At 45.9% G+C, this 24,634-nt stretch carries 24 protein-coding genes; 8 read left to right on the top strand and 16 right to left on the bottom strand.

The genetic code is table 11. The annotated features are described in order from the left end of the window. Window positions 1-75: 75 nt before the first annotated feature. Entirely contained in the window at window positions 76-1,827 is a 1,752-nt protein-coding gene (locus D829_RS0101430) for an ABC transporter ATP-binding protein (protein WP_026080948.1), read from the bottom strand. Between the two features lie 216 nt (window positions 1,828-2,043). Here D829_RS0101430 and D829_RS0101425 point away from each other — a divergent pair, with 216 nt between their 5' ends. The 3 genes from D829_RS0101425 (at window position 2,044) to D829_RS0101415 (ending at window position 6,862) form a co-directional block, all read left to right on the top strand. After that, on the top strand, window positions 2,044-3,420 hold the full coding sequence (locus tag D829_RS0101425; RefSeq protein WP_193748442.1) for an ABC transporter permease subunit: 1,377 nt from the start codon (window positions 2,044-2,046) through the stop codon (window positions 3,418-3,420). A gap of 36 nt (window positions 3,421-3,456) precedes the next feature. Continuing rightward, a complete protein-coding gene (locus D829_RS0101420) occupies window positions 3,457-4,968 on the top strand; it encodes an ABC transporter permease (protein WP_017687050.1) in 1,512 nt (503 codons plus the stop codon). Between the two features lie 73 nt (window positions 4,969-5,041). Next, window positions 5,042-6,862 (top strand): ABC transporter substrate-binding protein, encoded by a 1,821-nt coding sequence (locus D829_RS0101415; RefSeq protein ID WP_017687049.1) that lies wholly within the window; start codon window positions 5,042-5,044, stop codon window positions 6,860-6,862. Between the two features lie 62 nt (window positions 6,863-6,924). Here D829_RS0101415 and D829_RS0101410 read toward each other — a convergent pair whose 3' ends face one another. From D829_RS0101410 to D829_RS0101395, 3 genes are all read right to left on the bottom strand, one after another. Next, window positions 6,925-7,569, bottom strand: a complete 645-nt coding sequence (locus D829_RS0101410) for a sugar O-acetyltransferase (protein WP_026080947.1) — start codon at window positions 7,567-7,569, stop codon at window positions 6,925-6,927. 58 nt (window positions 7,570-7,627) lie between these two features. Next, entirely contained in the window at window positions 7,628-8,686 is a 1,059-nt protein-coding gene (locus D829_RS0101405) for an ROK family protein (protein ID WP_017687047.1), read from the bottom strand. A 348-nt stretch (window positions 8,687-9,034) separates the two neighbouring features. Next, on the bottom strand, window positions 9,035-9,244 hold the full coding sequence (locus tag D829_RS0101395) for a hypothetical protein (protein ID WP_152416921.1): 210 nt from the start codon (window positions 9,242-9,244) through the stop codon (window positions 9,035-9,037). Window positions 9,245-9,450: 206 nt separating this feature from the next. Between D829_RS0101395 and D829_RS0101390 the strand changes: the two genes are divergently transcribed. After that, window positions 9,451-9,651, top strand: a complete 201-nt coding sequence (locus D829_RS0101390; protein WP_026080945.1) for a hypothetical protein — start codon at window positions 9,451-9,453, stop codon at window positions 9,649-9,651. A 106-nt stretch (window positions 9,652-9,757) separates the two neighbouring features. On the opposite strand, the gene D829_RS0101385 is transcribed toward D829_RS0101390, so the two are convergent. Next, window positions 9,758-10,495 carry a cyclase family protein gene (locus D829_RS0101385; protein WP_017687043.1) on the bottom strand — a complete coding sequence of 246 codons (738 nt, stop codon included), beginning with the start codon at window positions 10,493-10,495 and terminating at the stop codon, window positions 9,758-9,760. A 200-nt stretch (window positions 10,496-10,695) separates the two neighbouring features. On the opposite strand from D829_RS0101385, the gene D829_RS0101380 reads away from it, so the two are divergent. Then, window positions 10,696-11,331: a type 1 glutamine amidotransferase family protein gene (locus D829_RS0101380; RefSeq protein WP_017687042.1), complete on the top strand. Its 636-nt coding sequence runs from the start codon at window positions 10,696-10,698 to the stop codon at window positions 11,329-11,331. Here D829_RS0101380 and D829_RS0101375 read toward each other — a convergent pair. Beyond that, a complete protein-coding gene (locus D829_RS0101375; protein WP_026080944.1) occupies window positions 11,315-12,241 on the bottom strand; it encodes an NADP-dependent oxidoreductase in 927 nt (308 codons plus the stop codon). The two genes, D829_RS0101380 and D829_RS0101375, sit on opposite strands and share 17 nt — an antisense overlap. 194 nt (window positions 12,242-12,435) lie before the next feature. Between D829_RS0101375 and D829_RS0101370 the strand changes: the two genes are divergently transcribed. Continuing rightward, a complete protein-coding gene (locus D829_RS0101370; RefSeq protein WP_346773272.1) occupies window positions 12,436-13,317 on the top strand; it encodes a PhzF family phenazine biosynthesis protein in 882 nt (293 codons plus the stop codon). Window positions 13,318-13,382: 65 nt separating this feature from the next. Here D829_RS0101370 and D829_RS0101365 read toward each other — a convergent pair whose 3' ends face one another. The 5 genes from D829_RS0101365 to D829_RS32285 form a co-directional block, all read right to left on the bottom strand. After that, the gene (locus tag D829_RS0101365) at window positions 13,383-14,330 is read right to left on the bottom strand and encodes an alpha/beta hydrolase (protein WP_017687039.1); all 948 of its coding nucleotides are present in this window, start codon (window positions 14,328-14,330) and stop codon (window positions 13,383-13,385) included. A 109-nt stretch (window positions 14,331-14,439) separates the two neighbouring features. After that, a complete protein-coding gene (locus D829_RS0101360; RefSeq protein WP_017687038.1) occupies window positions 14,440-15,156 on the bottom strand; it encodes an expansin EXLX1 family cellulose-binding protein in 717 nt (238 codons plus the stop codon). 338 nt (window positions 15,157-15,494) lie between these two features. Beyond that, entirely contained in the window at window positions 15,495-16,700 is a 1,206-nt protein-coding gene (locus D829_RS0101355) for a cation:proton antiporter (protein ID WP_017687037.1), read from the bottom strand. 3 nt (window positions 16,701-16,703) lie between these two features. Further along, complete coding sequence (locus D829_RS0101350) at window positions 16,704-17,213, bottom strand: cation:proton antiporter regulatory subunit (RefSeq protein ID WP_085981431.1); 510 nt, start codon at window positions 17,211-17,213, stop codon at window positions 16,704-16,706. Next, on the bottom strand, window positions 17,200-17,673 hold the full coding sequence (locus D829_RS32285; protein ID WP_017687035.1) for a GreA/GreB family elongation factor: 474 nt from the start codon (window positions 17,671-17,673) through the stop codon (window positions 17,200-17,202). The genes D829_RS0101350 and D829_RS32285 overlap by 14 nt, the downstream gene beginning before the upstream one ends. 397 nt (window positions 17,674-18,070) lie before the next feature. Here D829_RS32285 and gdhA point away from each other — a divergent pair, with 397 nt between their 5' ends. Beyond that, window positions 18,071-19,447 (top strand): NADP-specific glutamate dehydrogenase, encoded by a 1,377-nt coding sequence (gdhA, locus tag D829_RS0101340; protein ID WP_026080942.1) that lies wholly within the window; start codon window positions 18,071-18,073, stop codon window positions 19,445-19,447. A gap of 155 nt (window positions 19,448-19,602) precedes the next feature. After that, window positions 19,603-20,457, top strand: coding sequence for a pentapeptide repeat-containing protein (locus D829_RS0101335; RefSeq protein ID WP_017687033.1), 855 nt, complete (start codon window positions 19,603-19,605; stop codon window positions 20,455-20,457). A gap of 158 nt (window positions 20,458-20,615) precedes the next feature. Here D829_RS0101335 and D829_RS0101330 read toward each other — a convergent pair whose 3' ends face one another. From D829_RS0101330 to D829_RS0101310, 5 genes are all read right to left on the bottom strand, one after another. Next, window positions 20,616-21,599: a diaminopimelate dehydrogenase gene (locus D829_RS0101330; protein WP_026080941.1), complete on the bottom strand. Its 984-nt coding sequence runs from the start codon at window positions 21,597-21,599 to the stop codon at window positions 20,616-20,618. A gap of 202 nt (window positions 21,600-21,801) precedes the next feature. Further along, window positions 21,802-22,284 (bottom strand): hypothetical protein, encoded by a 483-nt coding sequence (locus D829_RS0101325; protein WP_017687031.1) that lies wholly within the window; start codon window positions 22,282-22,284, stop codon window positions 21,802-21,804. A 32-nt stretch (window positions 22,285-22,316) separates the two neighbouring features. Further along, window positions 22,317-22,463: a hypothetical protein gene (locus D829_RS33605; protein WP_017687030.1), complete on the bottom strand. Its 147-nt coding sequence runs from the start codon at window positions 22,461-22,463 to the stop codon at window positions 22,317-22,319. A 50-nt stretch (window positions 22,464-22,513) separates the two neighbouring features. Further along, complete coding sequence (locus D829_RS0101315; protein WP_017687029.1) at window positions 22,514-23,497, bottom strand: alpha/beta hydrolase; 984 nt, start codon at window positions 23,495-23,497, stop codon at window positions 22,514-22,516. Window positions 23,498-23,731: 234 nt separating this feature from the next. Beyond that, window positions 23,732-24,487, bottom strand: a complete 756-nt coding sequence (locus D829_RS0101310; protein ID WP_017687028.1) for an exodeoxyribonuclease III — start codon at window positions 24,485-24,487, stop codon at window positions 23,732-23,734. Window positions 24,488-24,634 lie beyond the last annotated feature (147 nt).

The raw sequence follows: 24,634 nt of genomic DNA, 5'->3' as shown, positions 1-24,634 counted from the left end.
TAACTCAACCCCGATAACGATCTGTGGAGATCATCTTCGGGGTTCTTTTGTCGTTGAAAAAGACTATATATTGCACTAGCTAGATATGGCTACCCAGTGCCCTTCCTTGACTTCTACCCACTCGGAATGTTCCAGATTATAACGGTCCTCTACTTCAACATTTTCTCTAGCTGTTTCTTTGACAACATGTCGCTTTTTCTTCGCTTCTACCGCTGGATCAGGCACAGGAATAGCAGACAGCAATGCCTTGGTGTAGGCATGTTGCGGGTTGGAATAGAGTTCTTCACTCTCGGCCAGCTCAACAATCTTCCCGTTATACATCACCGCCACTCGGTCACTGATATGTTTCACCATGGACAAGTCATGTGCGATGAAGAGATACGTCAATCCGAGTCGCTGCTGTAACTCTTCAAGCAATTGTACGATCTGAGCCTGTATCGACACATCCAGTGCAGACAACGGCTCATCACATACGATGAATTCAGGTTCCACAGCCAGAGCTCGTGCAATACCGATCCGCTGTCTCTGTCCACCCGAGAATTCATGTGGATAACGCTGCGCATGGGTAGGATCAAGACCTACCATCTCCAGTAATTCCTCTACCCGCTTCTCCCGCTGAGCGGCATTACCTGCAATTTGATGAATATCAAGCGCTTCTCCAATGATATCCATAATCCTCATTTTGGGATTCAGCGATGCATAAGGGTCCTGGAAAATAATCTGCATATGTCTGCGCATCGTTTTCATTTCTGAAGCTGACAAGCGATTGAGCGGGACTCCTTTAAACAGTACATCTCCACCTGTTGGCTCATGCAATCGCAGAATCGCACGCCCCGTGGTTGATTTTCCGCTGCCGGATTCCCCTACAACGCCAAGTGTCTCTCCTTGACGAATATGGAAGCTAATATCATTCACGGCCTTTAAGGTATTGCCTTTCCCCAGATTAAAATGTTGTTTGAGCGATTTCACCTCAAGCAACGGCTGATCATCTTCCAGATCTCTCGGGACCAACGATACCGGTTTTGGCTTTTTCTTCTGATCCAGACGCGGTAATGCATTCAGAAGTCTAATCGTATACGGGTGTTTGGGATTAGCAAAAATCTCTGTTGTTGTCCCGGTTTCCACAATCTGTCCTTCTTTCATAACAACAACCCGATCACACATGCCTGCTACTACGCCCAAATCATGCGTAATCAGGATAATCGATGTGCCCAGTTGGTCCTGCATATCTTTCATCAAATTAAGAATCTGTGCCTGAATGGTAACGTCCAGTGCGGTTGTCGGCTCATCGGCAATGAGCAATTCAGGACGACAAGCAAGTGCAATACCAATCATGACCCGCTGGCGCATGCCTCCGGAGAATTCGTGTGGATACTGGTTGTAGCGTATTTCGCTGCGAGTTATCCCCACCCGCTCCATCATGGCAATCGCCTGTTTCTTGGCTTCCCTTTTGGATACCTTCTGGTGTTTGATCAGACTCTCGGATATCTGTTTCCCTACTTTAATGGTCGGATTAAGAGAACTCATCGGGTCCTGAAAGATCATGCCAATATCACGCCCACGAATGCTCTCCATCTCTTTCTGCGTTTTATTCGCCAGATCGACCCCTTTGAACAGAATCTCTCCATTTTTCATCTGTGAAGGCGGCGATGCAAGCAGCCTCATAATGGAACGTGCGGTTACACTCTTGCCACTGCCCGATTCGCCTACAATGCCCAGTGTCTCGCCTTTTCGCACTTCAAAACTTACTTCTCGTACTGCCTGAAACTCACTCTCTCCAGAATGAAAAGAGACCGATAGATCATTAACTTTCAATAAAGGTTCCATGTTATCACCAGCTCTCATCCGTTTTTCACATTCACTCATCTCATATGTATACCATTTAATTCCTTGACAATTGTTTAGACCCTAAATAATATATACTATATCAATCGGAATAATGCAATTTAAACCTGAATGAAAGGAGGCACGCTTGGTTTGAATCTTGCAGAAAGCAGCAGACTCTCGCGGTTGGTGCACAATTTAAGTTTTATTTATGGCAAAATGCTGCTTCATCCTTCCTACCGATATGTTCTGTTCATTCTTGGATTACCGATCAATCTGGTCGTGTTTCTAATATGGCGTTCGAATCGAAAAAATGACGGCTGGGTAGCTGCGAGGCAGACGGCCGAGCAAGAACTGCTCGCTTCTTCCTATCGGAACAAGCTTAAGTTGGAAGTCGAAGAACAGCTGCGTCGCAAACATCGTTTTTTCCAGCAACAGGTCAGTGAGGAAGAATTCAGACGTCAGACAGAGGAATGGTTGGAAGAAACGGTTCAGAAAGAGTTGAAGGAGCGGACTTCTCGCCTACTTCAGGAACAGGGAAGTCAACGTCTTACGATGGCCGATACATTCCACACCCTTATCGACAAACCGTGGTTTTTCGCGATATCCATTATTCCCGGCTGTCTGATGTATGGCATCCTCTTTTTGTATGGAAATCCTTATCTAAAGTACATATTTGAAAGAATACTGATGACGGTATTTGTCATTCTGGGCGTAGCCACACTCGTATTTACGATTTTGTATCTGTCTCCGTTCAACCCGGCAGCTAACATTCTCGGAGAGACAGCAACGGAGGAACAGATTGCAGCATTCAATCAGGTGTATGGCTTGGATCAGCCTTATCTTACACAGCTCTGGAACAATATTAAGGGAGTTGCTCTCTTCGACCTTGGCAAGTCTTTTGCAGGAAATGAAGACGTAACAGCAACAATTGCAAGAAAGTTTCCAATTACATTGACGCTGGCCGTCATCTCCTTGCTATTAGCACTTGTCATTGCATTACCCATCGGTATCATATCAGCGATTAAGCCTAATTCATGGTTCGATTATACGTTTATGTTTATCGCTCTGATTGGATTATCGATCCCGAATTTCTGGCAAGGACTTATTTTCATTCTGAACTTTTCGATCAAATTGCAGTGGCTTCCCGCCACCTTCAACCCGCAGAACTGGCTGTCGATCATTATGCCAACCATTGTGCTGGGCACGGGACTCACGGCTGCGGTGGCACGGATGACCCGGTCTTCTACACTGGAAGTCATTCATGAGGATTATGTGATGACCGCCCGCGCCAAGGGGTTAAGCGAACGTCAGGTCATGCTGAAACACGCTGTACGTAATGCATTGATTCCAATCGTAACTGTGGTTGGACTTCAATTCGGAGCCATGCTTGGCGGGGCAGCAGTGACGGAGAAAGTGTTTAATATCAGCGGTCTCGGTAGCTATATTGTGGATAAACAATTCATCCCCGATATTCCGAGTATCATGGGCGGAGTAATCTACACAGCAATTACGATCTCCATTATCAATGTAGCGGTTGATCTGCTGTACGCTTTTATTGATCCAAGAGTGCGCTCCAAGATGAAACAATATTAAAGTGTGTGTTGAACTACCTCTTAAAGCAGGTGTATTATGACAAACTCGTCCTTAACACAAGAAATGCGTTTCTGGCTTAAGTCTTCTCGAGAATACAGTCAGGCAAGCTTCGCCTGGATCACGTCCCTTCTCTTGACTGCCTTGCTCCTGTTCAACAGTTATGACTGGAGTGAGCAGGCGTTCAAACCATTTCTGCTAACGATACTTGGGATCTATGTATTCTTCACACTGGTCCAAAGTGTCATCACCCTTCGGATTCGAAAAGACTTGATCCGTACGGGTACGATCTCTACTTTGACCCGCAGGTTAGCCTGGGTTCAGCTACTTGCCATCATTTCTGGCAATATATTTATAGTAACGGCAGCCTTTCATCTGATTCGAAAAGCCAGGAATGTGGAGTATACCTTTGCGGTGTATATGCTTTTAACCCAGCTGTTCGTCATCGGTGTATCCGCATTAAATGTTTTCAAACCCTATGTGGCTGATAACTTTCTGCCAGCCATGGCGGTGCTGATATTTATTCTGCTCATCGACCTGGTCGTACTGATTATCGTATCCCGATATAACGCGACCTCTATCCTCCCTCGCTGGATGATCGGTGTCAGTGTAGTACTGATTCTGACCTCGATCACAGGTAATGTATTTGCCCTATTGCTCGGCATTTCCATTATTGGACGAATTCGCAGACAGGGGAAACAAAAATCAAACTTCTGGAATGATCTGTGGGAGCGACTTGCTCCAAATATGACTGCCATGTCCGGTTTGTTTTTTATCATTTTTCTGTTCTCGATATCGATCTGCAGCTTCTTTACTTTTGATTACAGCATGGCTGTGGAAAATAACTACTCGGCTCTGCTTCAACCCCCGTCCCTTGCGTATCCCTTGGGAACGGACGACTTCGGACGATGTTTATTTTCCCGGATTGTATTTGGTGCCCGGATCTCCTTGATCGTAGGTTGCATGTCGACCATCATTCCTGTGTTGATCGGTGGAGTCCTCGGAGCCTTCTCCGGTTTCTACGGAAGGCATACGGATAACATCATCATGCGGCTGCTGGATATTCTCTATGCCATTCCTGGAATTCTGCTCGCCATTGCCATTATTGCGGCGTTTGGAGCCAATACAGTCAATCTCATTCTGGCGCTGAGTCTGGGTTCGATTCCAACTTACGCCCGTACCATGAGAGCCAGTGTGCTCTATGTATCTACTTTTGAATTTGTGGAAGCTGCACGTGCACTGGGGTACAACAATCGTACGATTATTTTCAAACACATTATTCCCAACTCCCTTGCGCCCATGATTATTAAGTCCACACTCACAATTGGTGGAGCGGTTATCGCTACCAGCAGTTTGAGTTATCTGGGACTCGGCGTGGAGCCGCATATTCCGGAATGGGGTAACATTCTGAAGCTCGGCAGTACATACCTGGAGACCCACTCTTATCTGGCGATTTATCCAGGTTTGGCTATTATTCTGCTGGTTCTTTCGTTTAACTTTCTCGGTGACGGTCTGCGTGATGCGCTTGATCCCAAGCTGGAGAAGGCCTAAATGATTTGTTGAAATAAATGATATAGAAAAAAGAAATCACACATCACACATTCAAGATATGGAGGGTAATCCCATGAAAAAACGTACACTGATCTCATTGCTATTAATTCTCGTCATTGTGATTTCCGGTTGCAGTGTAAAAACGAAAACCGAATCCCAGGCGGAGACCGCACCAGCGGACACAACTGAAACTGCACAAAAACCGGTAGATATTGAATTACTCGCTCAGAGCGCTTCCGAAAATGACGTAAACATTGTCCGCGACCAGCTGACCAAAAACGGCTTCAATGTAAAGCTGAACCTGCAGCCGGATTACGGCAGCTACAAATCCCAGCAGGATGCAGGGAATTATGACATTGCCTTGTCCAGCTGGACAACGGTAACGGGAAATCCCGATTATGCAGTGCGTTCCCTTTTCAAAACAGGTGGAGATTACAGTATCCTTGCCGATGGGGAACTTGATAAACTCATCGATCAGGCAGCTACTCAAACTCCAGATGAATACAAAGTCACGTACAAACAATTGGAAAATCGCTTGGTAACGGATCAGGCGTATATTGCTCCTTTGTACATTTCCCTGAAAAGTCAGGCTGTGAACCAAGACATTCTGAATGTCGACACCGTTCGTCTCTCCAAATCCCGCGCTATGGCTTGGGAACCGATTGAATTCAACGACAACTCCAAAAATGCCACAGACCCGTTGATTCTGACGCAAAGTGCATCCGTACTGACTTCCCTTGATCCCATCAAAGGTAATGACGGTTCTATTAACCAGTTTAATACCAATATGTACGTACGTCTCGTTAACTTGACGGATGACGATCAGCTGACAGCAGCTGGATCACTGTCCCATAATTTCAGTATTGCTGAAGGTAATTCGGACTACTACTTCATTCTCAGAGACGATATCAACTTTGCAAAGATTGATAACAAAAAAGCTGTAGATACAGGAGAACGTGTCGGTGCAGATGATGTGATCTTCTCCCTGGATCGTGCTAAAAATAAAGATTCCGTTCCGGATCACCGGACGTACAGTCTGCATGAACACATCAAAGAAGCTGAGGTTGTAACGGATCTGAGTGCATTGCAATCCATTAAACAATCCAGCGGTAGCGGCACAATCCTCGAAGCATTGGAACAAGGATTGGGCAGCAAAATTACAGAACTCGTGACTGACAAAACCAAAGCAGATAATAGCGCAGGTAAATATCAGGTCGTTAAACTGACAACAACTGAACCTTTCCCACAAGTACTGAACTACCTGGCTCACCAATCTGCGGGTATCGTGTCCAAAAAACAGGTGGAGAGCATCAACACATATGATGTAGCTTCCTTTGACGTCAACAAAGATATTCCTTACGGTGATCAGAACACGGTGACTGAAGGCGCAGCATACAATAACACCCTTTATACTAGCGGACCTTATATTTTGTCTTATAAAAATGACTATGAAGGTGTATTCTTAAAAAATCCAGCCTACCGTAAAGGCACGGAAGATGAGCCAAAAATTGCTCAGGTTAACGTCCGATTCATCGCGGATGCAGACAGCGCCCTCTCTGCTCTTCGCAGCAGTGAAATTCACTTATACTACGGTGTACCTGAAACCAAGTATGACATCATCGAAAATGACAGCAAACTGAAACTGCAAAGTCTGCCAAGTAACGCTGTCTCCTATCTGTTGTTTAATACGGCCAATCGTGAAGTTGCCAAGAGCAGTGACCTGAGAAAAGCCGTGCTGTACTCCATTAATCAAGATGAGATTTTAAGTTTTTACAAGAACAACAAACTCAAAGCATACTCCACAGTAAGCCCGCTCGTTCAGACCGGGAATGAATTGAAAGCTGATCCTGCAAAAGTAAAAGAATTCTTGAGTAACTACAACGCCTCCAAGTAAACGTATACCAACAAAAAGGCTGCTATCAGGATCATGTGTTTGATCCTGATAGCAGCCTTTTGTTATTCTTCCAGCACACGGCAATCTGCCAGAACATCGGGATAGTTTCGCATGCTGTCCGCATCAGTAATTTTGCGAATAACTTTGCACGGTACGCCTGCTGCAAAAGAATGCGGTGGAATATCACGAGTCACCACGCTACCTGCTCCGATCACACAGCCGTCTCCAATCGTTACGCCCCCGCACACTGTGACGTTTGCCGAGATCCATACATCGTTACCAATCGTGACCGGTTTGGCATAACATAGCGACTTCACATCACCGTTCTGGTCCACCATCTGTCTCCGCTCGCTGGCAATCATGGGGTGAATTGGAGTAACAATCGTAACGTTGGGTCCAAAACTGGTATAGTCCCCGATCGTCACTTGCGCGTCATCTTGTATCGTCAGATTGTAATTACCGAAGAAATGATCGCCTATCCGGGTATGTATACCATAATGAAAGAAGATGGGGCCTTGCATGAATCCACCTTCACCGATCTGCCCCAATAGCTGTTGCAATATCTGATTCCTTTCCTCAGTCTGTTCTTCAAAGGTCTGACTGTAACGCTGACTGAGATTATGGGCTCGCCTTTTGATGATCTTTAATTCGGGATCACTTGGACTGAACAACACGCCCTTCATGATTCTCTCTTCTTCACGCATCATGAATCCTCCTCTACAAGGGTTAGCTTATAAAATAAAAGCCACAGACATGGCCTGTGGGTTATAAGGCTTCTGATAGAATGCCTGACTTCAACGCCTGAAGCACCATTCCTCGTAACCCAGCATCGAAATCATGTTGGAACGAGTCCTGATGTACAATCTCGGGCAACGACGGCATGGGGTGATCCTTCCCGTACTGTTTCCACGCCAAATCAAGTTCTTCTCTCTCCACACGTTCCTGATAAATGACAATCTGGTGCGGGGCAACGACGGCATTAATCGTTTGCAAGATATGACATACGTGCACTACAAAATCATCTTTGCTCATGTCACGTTTCCAATCAGGTGAATAGGGAAGATACTTGATCTCACCAAACATCCCGTTTTTCCCACGGATCATCTGTCCATTCAACATCATGCCCATACCTGGCGGGTATCGGTTCGGAAAATAAATTCCCGCTACACTCTGTTCCTTCATATCCGCATGCTGTGTACAGTATCCGCTTATGGCTGCATTAACATCATTCTCCACGAGAACGTTCAGTTGGAACTCGCTCTCGATCTCCCGTATCAGATGTGAATGGATAAGCTCTTCATGACTGCTCACCGTGATGTCCCCATCCACGGCTTGCCCCGGAATACCGATGCCGATCATATCAATGGAGGGATACTCCGTAATGAAACGCGCGATAAGTTGCAGCATATGCTGTTTATCAAAAGCAGGCAAGATGCCCTCTTCCTTCAACACAACCTTATTCTCCAGATTCATGACTGTTGCCGAAATCAACTCCTGGCCTTTCATCTCTTTGATGTACAGAACCAAAGCAAGTTTGAAGTTGTAATTATATCGATATGCCTGAGCAGGACGACCGCCGTTAGAGGGAACCACTTTATCCTGGAACAACTCTCCGCCATCACATAATTCCTGGATCAGGGCATTAATGGTCACAACACTAAGATTGGTGAGTGAAGCTAATTGCGGTTTGGTCGCCGTCTCAATCTGCTGCATGACTTCACGCACATTATTCAGATTGATGTATTTCATCATTGTAGCATTGGCTTTTTTCATAACCCTCTCGTTTCTACTCTGGTTCAATTGAGCCAAAGCAATGGTATGCATGTAATTTTACTCCATATCATAACATAATCCCTTACTCGAACACATGAGTACCATCGTGCTGGCAATGGATCGAAATCGGCAGAGCTGCTTTGTTCACTCAAACAAATCATCCATTGACTTCACAGGTTTTACTTCAATTGGTTGCTTTGACAAGGCCATACTGGCATAGGTACCTGCCCATATTATAACTGCCATAATAACGTATACCATCCATACTTACCTCCCTGTTTCATGCGGATTATGATTTTGCGATACTTATCACATGTGATTATTCCTTTACTTAATAAATACACTTTATAAAGTATATTACGTAAGTATGCGAGGATAATAGTTCTTTGTCAATATGGTTTATCCAATTCCCCATGCAAAATAGACCAAGTGAATTATAGAGACATCCTGAATCCAGTACACCTGCGCCATAATCCAGATGATGAGAGCAAACCCCGTATACAAGGAAAAAGTCCAAGCCCAGCGGTCAGGATAGAGAATCGCCCCAATCCCCAGCATTCCATGCATCAACATGAGTAACCACGATCTGCCTATACGCTGCTTCATCATGAATTGCTCCTTCCGTTCTCGCGTTTCTCAACCTCATATATGGAGGATTATGCTAAACCCTCTAGCACCATTCTCACACATGCCGCGTATTGTTCCTGTGCTTCTTTTCACTATATGGATCTCCAAAATCATTCGTAATGGAAAAACTTGATAAAAGAACGTACGTTCGGTATAATGAGATTATCCTGAATAAGCGAGAGGCAGATATGGACGACAAATTTATTAAGGAATTACGCGAGATTAGTCGGGATGACAGACGAAGATCGGAATTTATGATTCAAGGTTTGAAGGAAACACTGCAAGAACGCAAAGAAGAAGGCATACTCAAGCGCTGGATACGGCGTAAGAAAACAGAGAAAAAAATCTCTCAAAGATTTAATCAAGATCCACACTCGGATCAAAAGTAACAACATAAAAAGGAGGCGGAATACGCCTCCCTTGCTATTTACATAATGGATCATTTAGATTAGTTAGTGCCTTATTTAACTATTTCAGCTTTTGATAAATCTAGTTTTAAGGCAAAATGGCAAAGGATCGAACTGGAAAACCAGAAGCTTTCTCCGCTTTGGGTACAATGTTGAAGATTACCGCGCCCTTAGCCGGCACCTGATCCAGGTTTGTTAACAGCTCGACCTGGTATGTATCCTGAGCAAGTACATAATATTCTGCCAGAAGTGCTCCATTCTTCTGATAATCCACGGCCGAATCCGTGTCAAAGGTTTCATGCCCAATGGCTTGTACCTTTCTTTCCTCAAATAAAAACATGAGCGCACTAACCGACCATCCAGGCGCATGACTGTTACCCTCCGCATCCTTGTTATCAAATGCTTCGTGGTTAGGCCAGCGTTTGCTCCAATCGGTACGTAAGGCTACAAAGCTTCCAGCTTCAATCACGCCATGCTGTCTTTCAAATTCAAGAATATGCTCCACATCCAGTGTGAAATCCGGATTGTTCTCTACTTCGGCGGACTGGTCAATGACCACAAGTGGCAATACAAGCTCCTTCAAGCCCAACTCTTCCAGATACCGGGTATCCCGAACGAAGTGGATCGGCGCATCAAGATGTGTCCCGTATTGACCCGGGAACTTGAAGCTCTGGGCAAAGAAACCTTGATCGTGATCAAACAGGGTATCGAATTGTGCTGCCTCAAAAGCTGAAAAATGTGGAGAGCCTGGACCAAACGTATGGGTCAGATCCACCCATTTCTTTTCTTTTAACAATTGAATGGCTTGAATGAGTTCGTTGGACATCCTAATCACCTCATGCACAAAATGGAATAAATTTCTCCTATTATATCTTATTCCACTACAATTGGGGAGCAATCCCTATATTGGTTCTTAGGGCTGTTAATTTTCAAATTTAAAAACTTCACTGACCGTAGATGTCAGTGAAGTTAATTTATAATACAAGAGTAATCCATTCAATCATGAAAACAAAAGGAGCATGTATGATGCAAACGAAGAACGTATATCTATATGTATTTGATACGATGGCAGACTGGGAGGTAGGATATCTAACTGCTGAATTGAACTCGGGAAGGTATTTTAGGAAAGAGATCAAGCCTTTACAGGTCGTAACCGTAGGCGTGGATAAACATCCGGTAACTACCATGGGCGGATTGAACATCCTTCCTCATATTTCTATTGATGAATGTACATTGAAAGGTGACGACGTCATCATTCTTCCAGGAGGAAACACCTGGATGGACACCATCCATGATCCCCTATTGAAAAAAGTTGCTGCCTCTATAGAAGAGGGTACGGTTATTGCGGCGATTTGCGGTGCGACAGTTGCACTTGCAAACATAGGGATACTGGATTCCAGACATCATACAAGCAATGATTTAGAATACCTGAAGATGATATGCCCAGATTATACTGGAGAAACATATTATGTAACGGAGCCTGCAGTAACCGATGGAAATGTAGTTACTGCATCTGGAATAGCTCCGTTAGAATTTACGATGCATGTGTTGAAGCTGTTGAATGTCTTTGCACCAGAAACATTACAGGCCTGGTTCAATCTGTATCAGACTCATGAGTCCAAATACTTCTACCAGTTAATGAATTCTATTGCACCTGAATAACCAGTTTCCCGCGGGTATGATGGGTCTCACTCTTCTCATGTGCTTCCCGTACTCCCTGTTGAGTTAGCGGGTACGTTCCATCAATAACCGATTTGAGTTTGCCTTCCGCAGCCAGTTCAGCCAGCTGATCCAGTTGATCCCCTTTGGGCTCCATCATGAAGACGTTGGCCGTTACTCCGGCTTCTATGGCAAGCTTCTCATCCGGTTGTTCCACCAAGGATACCAGATGCCCGCCAGACTTTAACACCTTGAAGCTATCGCGCTGAATATCACCGCCCATGGTGTCCAGCACAACATCATAATCGGAGAGAATCTCCGAGAAATCTTCTTTTTTATAGTTGATAAAATGATCCACACCCAACGAGCGAAGCAACGCTTCGTTTGATTCACTTGCCGTGGAAGCCACTTCAGCGCCGAGGGACTTGGCAATCTGAATGGCATACGTTCCCACACCACCTGCACCAGCATGAATGAGTACCTTCTGCCCTTTGCCTAAACGTCCGTGATCCACAAGTGCCTGCCAGGCCGTCATTGCCGCCAGCGGGATCGCTGCTGCTTCCTCGAAACTCAGTTGCTCCGGTATACGGGCAATAATATCCGCATCGACAGCAACATATTCTGCATAGGTTCCGAATTGACGCGGACGCGCAAATACCCGATCACCTTCCCTGAACCGCGTGACATTCGAGCCTGCTTCAGCCACAATACCGGCAACATCGCCGCCCAGAATCAATGGAAAATTCTCCGCTGCCTCTTTCATATCGCCTTGTCTGATTTTGAAGTCCACCGGGTTCACCGACGTGGCATGCGTTCGAATCAGCACCTGATTCACTCCACATACTGGCTTGGCTACTTCCTGTTCCTTCAATTGTTCCGCTCCACCAAATTCCTCAATCACAATTGCTTTCATTAGAGATCCCAGCCTTTCCATTGAATTATCGTTATGTTCTCTCTCCCTTCATTACCCTTTCCCAGCGATCACTTGACCTATTCATTCAAAAATTCACAGCAATCTGGGATTCACAAGCCCGTTCAACAATCGTGATATAATGTCGATTATCGATTACGTTAAATCTTAACCAATAACTAAACAAGCGAGGTAACATGATGGAAGTGGAAGTAAGTACATTACATGCATTTTCGGACAAGGCTCATGGCGGAAACCCCGCAGGTGTTGTTTTACAAGCAGCTCATTTGTCTGAATCCCAGATGCAGGAGATTGCCAGACAAGTCGGTTTTTCAGAGACTGCGTTTGTTATGCCGTCGGATCAGGCTGATTTCAAAGTGCGTTATTTCACCCCAAGTGATGAAGTCGATCTATGTGGACATGCCACAATTGCTTTGTTTTATCTAATGAAGACACAGCTGCTCGTTAATGTTGGTACATATACACTGGAGACACTGGCCGGAATTCTTAAAGTCGATATCGAATTCAATGGAGAAGTCTATCTGTCACAGACGTTGCCGGAGTTTGGGGAGATCGTGGATCGACAGCAGATTGCCGATTCGTTACGTATTTCTATGGAGGATTTACATTCCGAGCTACCTGTACAGATTGTGTCTACCGGGCTACCCGATATCATGATAGCTGTTAAAGATGTTGATGTTCTAACCCAAATCGACCCTGACTTCCAGCGTATCACTGAAATAAGCAAGGCTCATCATGCCATAGGTTATCACGTGTTTACACTCGAATCAGATGTTATGGACGTTCTGGCAGAATGCCGTAATTTTGCACCGCTTTATGATATACCGGAAGAGAGTGCAACGGGCACATCCAATGGTGCAATGCTCTGTTATTTATCCCAGTACAACCAACTCACAGATCCTCTTCATCACACGTACACGATCAGACAAGGGTATACCATGAACCGCCCCTCCGAGATCCGAGCCAGATTAACGCTGGGCAGCTCTAATGAAATCACACAGATTCAGGTTGGCGGTAGCGCAGTTCATATCGAAAACATTCAAATACATCTCCCTTAATGGGAGGTGTTTTACGTACTCAGGATATGAGAACGATGTATTTGAAGCTATATCATGACCTTAAATCAATGAATTTGTTGTAAAAATCGTAGTACTGCTACCTCTAACTGGTTCAGTCCTGGCTGCTCTATAGGAAAATGGCCTGCACCCTCCAAGATCACACATTCCTTGTCCACAACCAGACGATCAAAAAAAGATTGGCTGAACCTGATCGGTGTCATGGGGTCCAGTTCAGGGTGAACCAACAGGACCGGACACTGGTTGAACTGTTCCGGGCTTACCTCCGGTTTTTTATTAAGGAATGTTCTTAATAATTCCAACGGAATACGTGTAGCTGCCGCTTGTGGATCATCCATAATAAGCCGGGTTAAGTCCTTGTTATTAGTAATCAGTTGCATTCGGGATACCTGTTTGACCGAAATACGTACATGATCCAGTAGACTAGGAAACAGATCCATCATACGTTTTCCCGCCCGGCTCACCAGACGATTCGGCGCAAGCTGGTCACGCATTTCCGGATTACTCGTATCTACAAATGTAGTTGCGATCAGACCCTTAACACGCTTGCTGCGTGCACTGGTGTGATAGGCAAGCATACCTCCGATGCTACTTCCCAATACAACGATTGGCTTGCCGTCTTTTTTGTATTCCCGTTCGATGAGTGACACAAGCAGCTCTATCCATAGTTCGTAGTTGATACGTGTACCAGACATTGCGTAACTTAACCCATACGGCGGAAGATCTGGCGATACCACCTCGTATCCATGTCGCTGCAACATGCGGGCATACGGAGCGAGCAACCTGCCATTGCCTCCCGCACCATGAATGAACAGAATTTTGATTGAAGACTCCGGCGCAGGTAAGCGATCGATATGCAGATGAACCCCATTGGACTCCCACCATTCTTCCTCAGGAACTGTATGCTCCCCTAGCCTCACTTCTTCCGGGAAAAAGGCCTGATACTGTTTCCAATAGGGATGTGTTGTCTGATATGAAGGCAAACTTTTTTTCATACGGTACATTCTCCTCTTTTCGTATACAAAAAAAGCCGTACAGTGTACGACTTTTCGTTAAGAATACGTCTATGACCATACTTCTTTTTATAACACCTTCGTATATCTGTCAATCGGGAAACTGTACATTGCCCGGTACGATATATGCACCACCTGACCCATCATTAGGCAGAGCCGGGATCGTGTCATTCAATACCTGACCGCGAATATCGGTAATACGAACGTTTAGTTTTTCTTTGCCCAGTCCAGTTCCCAGGAAATGATTATAGTCTTGCTTTTCAAGATTGAGCCACGTACCATCCTTCTGTTTCACTTCGAACTTCAGCACCGGATATTTGTGATTACGAACCTGAATGGCTGCCCACCACTGACTGCTGCCTTCCTTGATCCGATAGGAGACGTTGCCTTGAATTGGAGCTTTAACCACTTTCCAGCTGATATTGATTTTACCTGCCTTTGGGTCACCGATCAGGTTAAAGGCATTCGGTGAGAGATCCAGCGCTCCACTGGCGCCTTCTGGATAGAGGTCTGTTACATAGACGGTTGTTTTGCCTTTAGGACCCTGCACCTCGAGATAGGCTCCCGCTAAAGCGGCTTTGACACCGTTATAATTGAGTTGGAACGGATTAAGTGCAGTAATCTTCATGTCCGCCGGGATGGGATCAAGCAACACTGCACCTCCTGAGTAACCTGAGCCCGTATACGTTGCGTAACCCTGATATGTATCGTTCCATGCAGCAGATGCAGGCAGAGCAAATAATACGAGACTGAGCAACATCCCTGTACCGGCCCATTTTAACCGTTGAAATCTACTTTTCTTGTTCATGAGCTATTCCTCCTCGTCCATTCTCGTGTACATAGTGCGCTCAACTGCTAGATTCGAATATAACATTATTTTACATAATAACTTCTTATTTTCAATCCCTCTCTACCAAATCACAACTATAGTCCTGCCTCTGGACTTAAACATTCACGACCACGCACAAGATATGGATACATACCATAATTTGGTGAAATAGGTATAATAACAAGGCTGTATTGAATGGGTTCCCAGTAATAAAAAAACGCCACACCCCGGAGTAATTTCTCTCTCCGAATGGTGTGACGCCTATTAAACACTACGGTCAGAATACCCGGACTGTCCAAGGACAGCCAGCGTTTGACTCAACCCGTTTCCCTTCGTTTCATCCGCTTCCTTAGCCGCGCATACTGAGCATAGATCCGCGGAGATTCTTTCGTCAGGATAGGCCCCAGCACAGCCAGAATTAACACATACAACACGGCAAACGATTGGATGGATGCCATCAGCCCTCCGGCCTTGCCGATGTTCGCCATGATAATGGAGAATTCGCCCCGGGAGACCAGGGTAAAGCCCACATTCAACGAGGCCTTAGGGCTCATTCCAGCCAATCTGCCAGCGATCATACCTGCACCATAGTTACTGGCAATCGTCAGAATAACGGCAATAATCGTCATCCCAACAGCTCCGCCAAGTGATGCCGGCTCGATGGTCAGGCCAAAACTGAAGAAGAAAATTGCACCAAAAAAATCTTTGAAAGGCATGATCTGATGTTCAATCCGACTCACATGTCTTGATTCGCCCAATACAAGCCCCATCATCAACGCTCCAATAGCTTCCGCTACATGCAGTGTCTCCGAGAAACCAGCCACCAGGAAGAGCAGCGTCATGACGGTAAGCAGGAACAACTCTGATGACTTGATATTCAGTGCCTTATCAATATATTTGATGCTTTTCCTGCCAATAATCAGGAACAGCACAATAAACAGCAGGGCAGACAGCGATACTAACAGAACACTTAAGAATGAAGTTGCCCCGCTGAGCACAAGCCCGGTCAGGATAGAGATATGAATCGCGATGAACAAGTCATCGAACATGATCATGCCCATAATAATCTCTGTTTCAGGGTTTGCCGTGCGTTTCAGATCAACGAGCACTTTAGCTACAATGGCTGTAGAAGAGCTGGTCATGATCCCGCAGACAACAAGTGTCTCCTGAAGGGGCAGATCCATGAACCACCCCAACAGCAATCCAGAGACAAAATTCAGGCCCACATAGAACATGCCCCCGGTCAGAATGGCTTTGCCAGACTTTAATAACCGGGAGACCGAGAACTCCAAACCCAGATAAAATAGCAGAAACAAAATGCCAAGCCTGCCCATAAATTCAATAAAGGTCGAACTTTCGATAAAACGTAAATCCACTATGCCGATCTGTGGTGCATGTGGTCCAACAGCCATACCAATCAGGATATAAAAAGGAATGACCGAAAATCGTAATCGTGAAGATATCAGCCCCGTAAGTGTAATCAGCGCAACGGCAATTCCCACTTCGAATATGAGCATATCCATAGGCTAAGTCCGTCCATTAGTCAACAATAGTTTGAGCTGCTTGATCTGATTCCGTTCACCGGCAACTACAATTGTAGCTCCAGCGGTAAAAGCATAATCCGGACCTGGATTAAAATGCTTCTCCTTATCCTTGGTCACAACAGCGAGAATAACGGCGCCCGTGGCCTGACGGATATCTAGATCACCAATCGTCATGCCTACGCTTGCGGCGTGAGGCTCAATTCGTAGCCATTCGATTAACAGACCTTCGAGCATCACTTCACGCTCATCCTGAAACTTCGGTTTATAGGTCATACCACCAACGATAGCAGCTACCGCCCGGGCTTCATCATCGTCCAGGGTGACAAGAGATACCATATCACCCACCTCTTCTGGCGTATCCCCTGACTCCATATGGAATAGGTCACGTCGCTCGTCGTTATGGATCACAATGACCAAATGCTCACCACTACGGGTATGCAGCCAGTATTTACGTCCAATGCCTGGTAAGTCTGTCTCTTTAAAGTGCATGATCTGCACCCCCTAGCGCTGGCTCGTTCAAGGTTTCGCTCCTCAGCTCAATCCCCGTAATGCGGATTCTCATGGAACCTGATGGTGTATGAACAGACCTAACTTCCCCTTTACTGCCAAGCAGTAATTGACTCCCTACTGGAGAGAGGAAGGAAATACGACCCTCATCAGGATTGGTATCCTCTGGCATGACAATCATGAACGAATCTGACGTATGAAAATCGAGATATTCAAAATCAATATGACTGCCGATCAATACAGCTGAGTCCAGATCTTCATCAGGACCCAGGAGCAGTTTTTCCACATACTCTGTATATGCGGACAGTTGTTTTTCCAATTGTATCCGCTCTGGATCACGCGCGTCGAAATAGGCGTCGAGAAATGTTCTTTTCTCTTCACCGAATGTAAATAGCTGGCTCACCAGCTTCTCTCTGCAATTATGGCGAGAAGTCCTATGGTTCATAGTAGATTTCCCCCCCTATACAAGCCTTGTTCTCCATGTTGATTGGCATGTTTCTCTTCATCATCTTGTTTTCCTCCTTTATATTTTAAAAAGACCCCGGGATACGAGACCTTCTTACCATCTTACCAAAACTAATATTTTAATCCAGTATATTCGCCTAACTTGCTTTTTTATTATCGTTTGTGGTCATATCTTCCATTCAATAACTTAATTCTTCACATCATGTGGTAGATCCATAGAACATTTTAATTACTGTATAAAAAAATATTTATGAATTTTTATCTCGTATTTTTATTTACTTTCCTGTATATTTAACTACAAACTTTTATTCAATTTATGCAAATAGGTATTTACAGACTTTAACACGATAAAGGAGTGCATCGAAAAAGTGTCCACGATAACAAAAGAAACTACAGAGTCCGTTCAAGTTACTGCTGCAGAATATGTTCATTCCGTTTATGAGTCAGTTGTCTCCAGAAATCCGCATGAAGACGAGTTCCATCAGGCGGTCAAAGAAATTCTGGATTCCCTTATTCCTGTTATTGAAGCACACCCCAAATATAGGAACCATAGTCTGCTGGAACAGCTTGTCGAACCCGAACGTGTCATCACATTCCGTGTCCCGTGGGTAGATGATCAGGGCAAAGTTCAGGTTAACCGTGGATTCCGGGTGCAATTTAACAGTGCTATCGGTCCTTACAAAGGCGGACTTCGCTTCCACCCTTCCGTATACTCGGGTATCATCAAGTTCCTTGGCTTCGAACAGATCTTCAAAAATGCTTTGACCGGTCTGCCCATTGGCGGTGGTAAAGGTGGTTCTGACTTCGATCCCAAAGGAAAATCGGATCTGGAAGTCATGCGTTTCACGCAAAGCTTCATGACAGAGCTGTACAAATATATCGGTTCCGATACCGATGTACCGGCAGGTGACATTGGTGTTGGCGCACGGGAAATCGGTTACATGTTCGGCCAATACAAACGTATCCATGGTGGGCATGTGGCAGGCGTATTGACAGGAAAAGGTCTGCTGTACGGAGGAAGCTTGGCACGTAAGGAAGCGACTGGCTTCGGCTGTGTGTACTTCGTGAAGGAGATGCTGCAATCCAAGGGGCTCAGCTTCCAAGACAGCACAGTCGTTGTCTCTGGCTCTGGTAATGTGTCCATCTATGCCATTCAGAAGGCACAGGAGCTTGGAGCTACAGTCGTGGCGTGTAGTGACTCAGGTGGCTATATATACGATCCACAAGGCATCAACCTGGATACCGTGAAACGTCTGAAAGAGGTTGATCGTCTGCGCATCAGCGAATATATCAAAGAACATCCGCATGCTACTTATACCGAAGGCTGTGAAGGAATCTGGTCTATTCCTTGTGATATTGCTCTTCCGTGTGCAACGCAAAATGAGATCGATGAAGAAGCTGCGGCCCTTCTGGTCAAAGGTGGCGTGAAAGCCATTGGCGAAGGAGCGAATATGCCTTCCACCCTGGCTGCCATTGACGTCTTCCACGGCGCAGGCGTACTGTTTGGTCCAGCCAAAGCGGCTAATGCTGGCGGTGTAGCCGTGTCTGCTCTTGAAATGTCACAGAACAGCATGCGGTTGTCCTGGTCATTTGAAGAAGTAGACGCCAAGCTGCATGACATCATGAAGAACATCTACACCAGTTGTGTAGAAGCTGCTGAAGAGTATGGTTGTGAAGGCAACCTCGTAGCCGGAGCGAATATCGCCGGTTTCCTCAAGGTAGCGGATTCCATGATCGCTCAAGGTGTAGTTTAATTTAAATACGTGATTCTCCATGATCAAAGGGCGTTCCCATCTATTTGGGTAACTGCCCTTTTTTCCTTGTCTTCAATTGCTCTAATCGCAAGGCAATGGTAAAGTGGTACTGACGTAATTCCATCTATGTGTACTATTATAAGGAAGTGTTTACATTGTCTAACCAACCATTTGCCAGCACTGCGAGTCCTCATCTTAGCGCAGACTGTGAGCAATGTTTTGGCCTGTGCTGTGTTGCCTTGCCCTATGGCAAGTCATCTGACTTTGCTTTTGATAAAGCCAGCGGCACACCCTGTCCCAATCTGCGCACGGACAATCGCTGCGGTATCCATACCCAGCTTCGGCAGAAAGGGTTCAAAGGTTGCACGGTATACGACTGTTTCGGAGCTGGACAGAAGCTGTCCCAAGTGACCTACGCGGGCAAAGATTGGCGTGATCATCCAGAGTCTGCAAACGAGATGTTCGATTGTCTGCCTGCCTTGCGACAACTTCACGAGTTGCTCAGTTATATGAAGGAAATGATGATGAGACCGGAGACATCATCCCTTCACTCGGCATTTGGTGAGTTATATGAGGAGATTGAACACTTGAGCAATCTGGAGCCTGCGGCCCTCCTCCGTCTGGACATCGCCAATTATCGGTCCAGTGTGAATCAACTCTTGGTCCAGGCAAGTGAGATGGTACGTGCGAATGTGCCACCCACCGCTCATGGACAAGGGAAGTCGAAGAAGAGTAAAAAGCGTACCGGAAGTGACTTTTTTGGTGCCAATTTAAAAGGGGCTGACCTGCGGGGCGCAAGCTTCCGAGGGGCTTTAATGATCGCAGCCGATCTCCGAAATGCAGATACACGAAATGCGGATTGGATTGGCGCGGACTTGCGGGATACGGATCTGGGCGATGCAGACCTGAGAGGTGGCATCTTCCTGACGCAATCCCAGATTAATGCAGCCAAAGGTAATGTGAATACCAAGTTGCCGGATCATCTTAACATTCCCTCACACTGGGTGTAGGGCGCCATTTCCGCAAGAACATGAGCAGGGATACAGGCAATATAGTACCTGCCAATTCATATGAAAGTATGAATCGTATACAGCAACAGCAAAAAAACAGCTCGCCCTATACATCCAAGGACGAGCTGTTTCTATAAAATCACTGGAACGAATCAGAATTACAACAAGTCGCGGCGAAGATCTTCAGCCGATTTCGGAGACAAGTGACCGAGCGGAATATCAAATACCGTTTTCGCTCCCTTATGTCCTTCCACGCTCAAGCGTTGTGCGGCTCTTGCATACGCCACAAGTACGCTCGCTGTAAATTCAGGATTGCTGTCGAGTTTCAGACCAAATTCAATAATTTGCTTTTGACCTGCACCTGTAACCCCACTGCGAATTACAAATCCACCATGCGGCATACCTTCATGCTCGGATTTCAATTCTTCTTCGCTAATGAACGTTACCGTTGTATCGTAATCTGCAAAATAGTTAGGCATCGACACAATCGTCTCACGGATCTCATCCTGATTAGCACCATCTTCTGCTACCACATAACATTGACGCAGATGTTTCTCACGTGTAGACAGCTCTGGTGTCTCCCCTGCACGAATGCGGTTGATCACCTCTTCAACAGGTACAGTATACTGTACACCCGCTTTAACACCTGGAACACGACGAATAGCGTCCGAGTGGCCTTGGCTCACACCTTTGCCCCAGAACGTGTACTCTTTTCCTTCTGGCAGGATGGACTGTGCAAGCAGACGGTTCATGGAGAACAAGCCTGGGTCCCAACCTGTGGAAATGACACTTACGTGACCGCCTTGCTCTGCCGCAGCATTAACTTCTTTGTAGAATTCAGGAATCTTCGCATGTGTATCGAAGCTATCTACCGTATTGAACAACTTGGCAATGGCTGGTGTCTGCTCTGGAAGGTCGGTTGCAGAGCCACCACAGAGGATCATAACATCAACCTTGCCTATGTATTGCTCCGCTGCAGAGATATGCTCAAAACGTACTTCTGTGCTTTCAGCGACCATCTGCTCCGGATTACGACGTGTAAACACAGCAATCAGTTCCATATCCTCGTTCTGGGAAATGGCTTTCTCTACACCTTTACCCAAGTTACCGTAACCAACAATACCCACTCTAATCATGTTCAATCCTCTCCTGTCTTCTTCTATAGTTGTCTATTACTCTGTTTATAATGATATAACATACCATGTAACCTGTCAGGTTTCCAGTTCGAAATAAAAATACCTTGCAGCGGTGCAGCAATAATGCGGCTCCGTATGCAAGGTATTATGGCGTTCATTCGTTATTTTAGGAAGAAAGCAAGAAAGAAAAATAGCCCTTATCTTCTGCTTATGATTCTGTCCAGGTCAACGTCAGTTCAATGACGCCTTCTTGTCCCGCCAATGTTCCTCCAATCAACGACCAGGCATCCTGCGTCTCCGGATCGGTTCCCTGAATGATAATATTTTTGTCATCGATCGTCTGACCCGCATCCGTCAACTTTTTGGCGTTGAAGTAATCTTTATACAGCTGGGATACGGTTTTCATATCTTGTTCAGTGGAGAAAATCACCATGGCTGATTGCTTGCCTTCATTCTCACCGGAATTGGCTAAACGAATCGTTGCATCTTCCGGCAACGGGAAATCACTTGGCAAGTTCTCCGGCAACTCATTGGTTCCAGCAGTCGCTTGTTCACCAGTTCCGGAGGAAACTTCGGTGTCTACCTTCTCAGTTTCACCTGTCGGTTCATCTGCTGAGCTGTTGCAAGCACTCAAGGCCACCATCATCGCCAGTGCCGCACAGGCCAATACATATTTCCTTTTCTTCACCATCTGTTACCACTCCTTCTTCTTAGTTTCATGTGCTAATCACGTTCAAACGGCTGGATCACAGGCACCGCATGAACGTTATTCTTAACCCATATCACAGATACAGATAATACACTTAGAGACAATAGACAACTGGCTACAAGAATAGACAGGAAGCGGGTGATCACTTTAAACTTTTTCATCCATCCCTCCTCCTCATCCTGTTCATCATGTGTTTGTGGGACCATGTTACTCATAGGTCACTGGACGGTGTCACTAATTTCATGATCTCGGCGGCAACAATATCCGGTTGACTGTTGTGGATACTGTGTGTCGCTTGTGGAACCGTCAGCTGTGTTCCGTGTCTTGACCATGAAGCAAAATTCGCTTGGTCGTCCTGCCATGCATGACTGTCCTCATCCGACTCCTCCGAACCGGCTGTGAGGATCGTCAGGGGGAAGCCAAACTTCGTTTTGTTCTCAAGCACACACGCTGCATTTGTTCTGGAATTCCGAACCTCTTCCATGACATTGTCATTGTACGCATGTCTCAGCGTGGATATCGTGACGGCTTTTTTCATCGGTTCCGTTACCAGATTTGGGTCAATGACCAGAGATGCCATCATGCGATCCGATTGCAGCAATGTTCGTGCGATGCCTGTTTTCACCAGAAAACGGGACCAATCCATCATCCATTCCGGTGTATTCAGGTCCGTACGACTGTAATACTCCGGGCTTCCGCCATCGATCATGACCATGCCAGCCACCTCATCAGGATACCTTTGCGCAAACCGCAGTGTCTCCAGCGAACCCAGGGAGTGACCGACCATGATGTAAGGTGGACGTTGACCGGATGTTCGCAGCAATTGATGGATCTCTTCCGAGATGGTATCAACATCACGAGGGTCATCCGTATAGTCGCTGTATCCGTACCCGAACCGATCATATACCGCAATTTTTACCTGTGATTTCAACTTGTCATATAGCGGACTGAAATCCACATACGGATTGGGTGTACCCCAGCCTGAGGCAAACACCACGGTTACCTCTCCTTTGCCAGCAGTGTAGAGGTGCATGTTGCGACCACTCACTTCATAATACTTGCCTGGCGGGGGATAGGACTTCATATCCTGCGTGGATTGATACGCTTCATACGCTGTACCTGCCAGCAGCAAAAGTCCTGTGGCAAGCATGATGCCTCCCAGCACTTTTAACCCTCTCCGTAACCCCTTCTTCATCTTCTCTACCCCTTATCCCAAAGGTTCATCTATATATGTATGCTTCAATCGTACCCAAGAAATAGCGGGATTGAAACAATCCCGAGTCCAGTTCTTTCCCCAACCAAAGTCCAGTGTCCCTCCCCTACCTGTGACGCAAAAAAACTGCAAATCTCCCATTCAGGAAACTTGCAGTTCATCTATGCCTATATTTTAAAATTCATGCCACTGTCCATCTCACTCTGATCCTTTTACCTACAGTTGTAAAGTAAGACCCACCGGACAATGATCACTGCCCATCACATGGCAGTCGATATGCGCATCTGCCACCTTAGGTGCCAATTGATTGGATACTAGAAAATAATCAATGCGCCAGCCGACGTTCCGTTCTCTAACCTTCGGCATATAAGACCACCAGCTGTATACATCCGTACGATCCGGATAGAGATGGCGGAAGCTGTCCACATACCCGGAAGCAAGCAGATCGGTCATCTTGCCACGCTCTTCAAGGGTAAATCCGGAATTGCCCAGATTGGGCTTCGGATTCTTCAGGTCAATCTCCTGATGAGCCACATTCAGGTCACCACAGACGATAACCGGCTTAGTCTGCTCCAGGTGCAGAATGTAGCCCCGGAATCGATCCTCCCATTCCAGACGGTAAGGCAGCCGGGTCAGATCCCGCTTCGCGTTAGGGGTATAGACGTTCACCAGATAAAACTCATCATACTCCAGTGTAATCATCCGGCCTTCCGGCTCGCTGTCCTCCTCTATCCCGTAACGAACGGATAAAGGTTTAATTCGGCTAAATACAGCTGTGCCGGAATATCCTTTTTTGATCGCATAATTCCAATATTGATAAACATCTTCCCCCAGGTCCATCTCAATCTGTCCGGCTTGCAATTTGGTCTCCTGAAGGCAGAAAATATCCGCCTGACTCTCCTGATAATAATCCATGAATCCTTTGTTAACACATGCCCTTAAGCCATTCACATTCCAGGACACCAGCTTCATATCCTCATCTCCTCACATCTCTCCAATATAGCATGGGCTCATTCCGGGGGACAAGGTTTATCAACTGTTCTATTGACTACCATGATCTGGGAGACTACATTATGCTGTAGAAGATTAGAATTAGGATTCATAAGGAGAGGACGTGCT

It is taken from the genome of Paenibacillus sp. PAMC 26794 (assembly GCF_000316035.1).
Lineage (GTDB): Bacteria > Bacillota > Bacilli > Paenibacillales > Paenibacillaceae > Paenibacillus.
The sequence above is the reverse complement of the archived record's forward strand: the minus strand, read 5'-3'. Positions and strand labels throughout refer to the sequence as shown.

Coding starts and splice junctions, on each gene's coding strand:
- D829_RS0101430 (WP_026080948.1), bottom strand. CDS start 1,827: ATGGAACCTTTATTGAAAGTTAATGATCTATCGGTCTCTTTTCATTCT.
- D829_RS0101425 (WP_193748442.1), top strand. CDS start 2,044: ATGCTGCTTCATCCTTCCTACCGATATGTTCTGTTCATTCTTGGATTA.
- D829_RS0101420 (WP_017687050.1), top strand. CDS start 3,457: ATGACAAACTCGTCCTTAACACAAGAAATGCGTTTCTGGCTTAAGTCT.
- D829_RS0101415 (WP_017687049.1), top strand. CDS start 5,042: ATGAAAAAACGTACACTGATCTCATTGCTATTAATTCTCGTCATTGTG.
- D829_RS0101410 (WP_026080947.1), bottom strand. CDS start 7,569: ATGATGCGTGAAGAAGAGAGAATCATGAAGGGCGTGTTGTTCAGTCCA.
- D829_RS0101405 (WP_017687047.1), bottom strand. CDS start 8,686: ATGCATACCATTGCTTTGGCTCAATTGAACCAGAGTAGAAACGAGAGG.
- D829_RS0101395 (WP_152416921.1), bottom strand. CDS start 9,244: ATGATGAAGCAGCGTATAGGCAGATCGTGGTTACTCATGTTGATGCAT.
- D829_RS0101390 (WP_026080945.1), top strand. CDS start 9,451: ATGGACGACAAATTTATTAAGGAATTACGCGAGATTAGTCGGGATGAC.
- D829_RS0101385 (WP_017687043.1), bottom strand. CDS start 10,495: ATGTCCAACGAACTCATTCAAGCCATTCAATTGTTAAAAGAAAAGAAA.
- D829_RS0101380 (WP_017687042.1), top strand. CDS start 10,696: ATGCAAACGAAGAACGTATATCTATATGTATTTGATACGATGGCAGAC.
- D829_RS0101375 (WP_026080944.1), bottom strand. CDS start 12,241: ATGAAAGCAATTGTGATTGAGGAATTTGGTGGAGCGGAACAATTGAAG.
- D829_RS0101370 (WP_346773272.1), top strand. CDS start 12,436: ATGATGGAAGTGGAAGTAAGTACATTACATGCATTTTCGGACAAGGCT.
- D829_RS0101365 (WP_017687039.1), bottom strand. CDS start 14,330: ATGAAAAAAAGTTTGCCTTCATATCAGACAACACATCCCTATTGGAAA.
- D829_RS0101360 (WP_017687038.1), bottom strand. CDS start 15,156: ATGAACAAGAAAAGTAGATTTCAACGGTTAAAATGGGCCGGTACAGGG.
- D829_RS0101355 (WP_017687037.1), bottom strand. CDS start 16,700: ATGGATATGCTCATATTCGAAGTGGGAATTGCCGTTGCGCTGATTACA.
- D829_RS32285 (WP_017687035.1), bottom strand. CDS start 17,673: ATGAACCATAGGACTTCTCGCCATAATTGCAGAGAGAAGCTGGTGAGC.
- D829_RS0101325 (WP_017687031.1), bottom strand. CDS start 22,284: ATGGTGAAGAAAAGGAAATATGTATTGGCCTGTGCGGCACTGGCGATG.
- D829_RS33605 (WP_017687030.1), bottom strand. CDS start 22,463: ATGAAAAAGTTTAAAGTGATCACCCGCTTCCTGTCTATTCTTGTAGCC.
- D829_RS0101315 (WP_017687029.1), bottom strand. CDS start 23,497: ATGAAGAAGGGGTTACGGAGAGGGTTAAAAGTGCTGGGAGGCATCATG.
- D829_RS0101310 (WP_017687028.1), bottom strand. CDS start 24,487: ATGAAGCTGGTGTCCTGGAATGTGAATGGCTTAAGGGCATGTGTTAAC.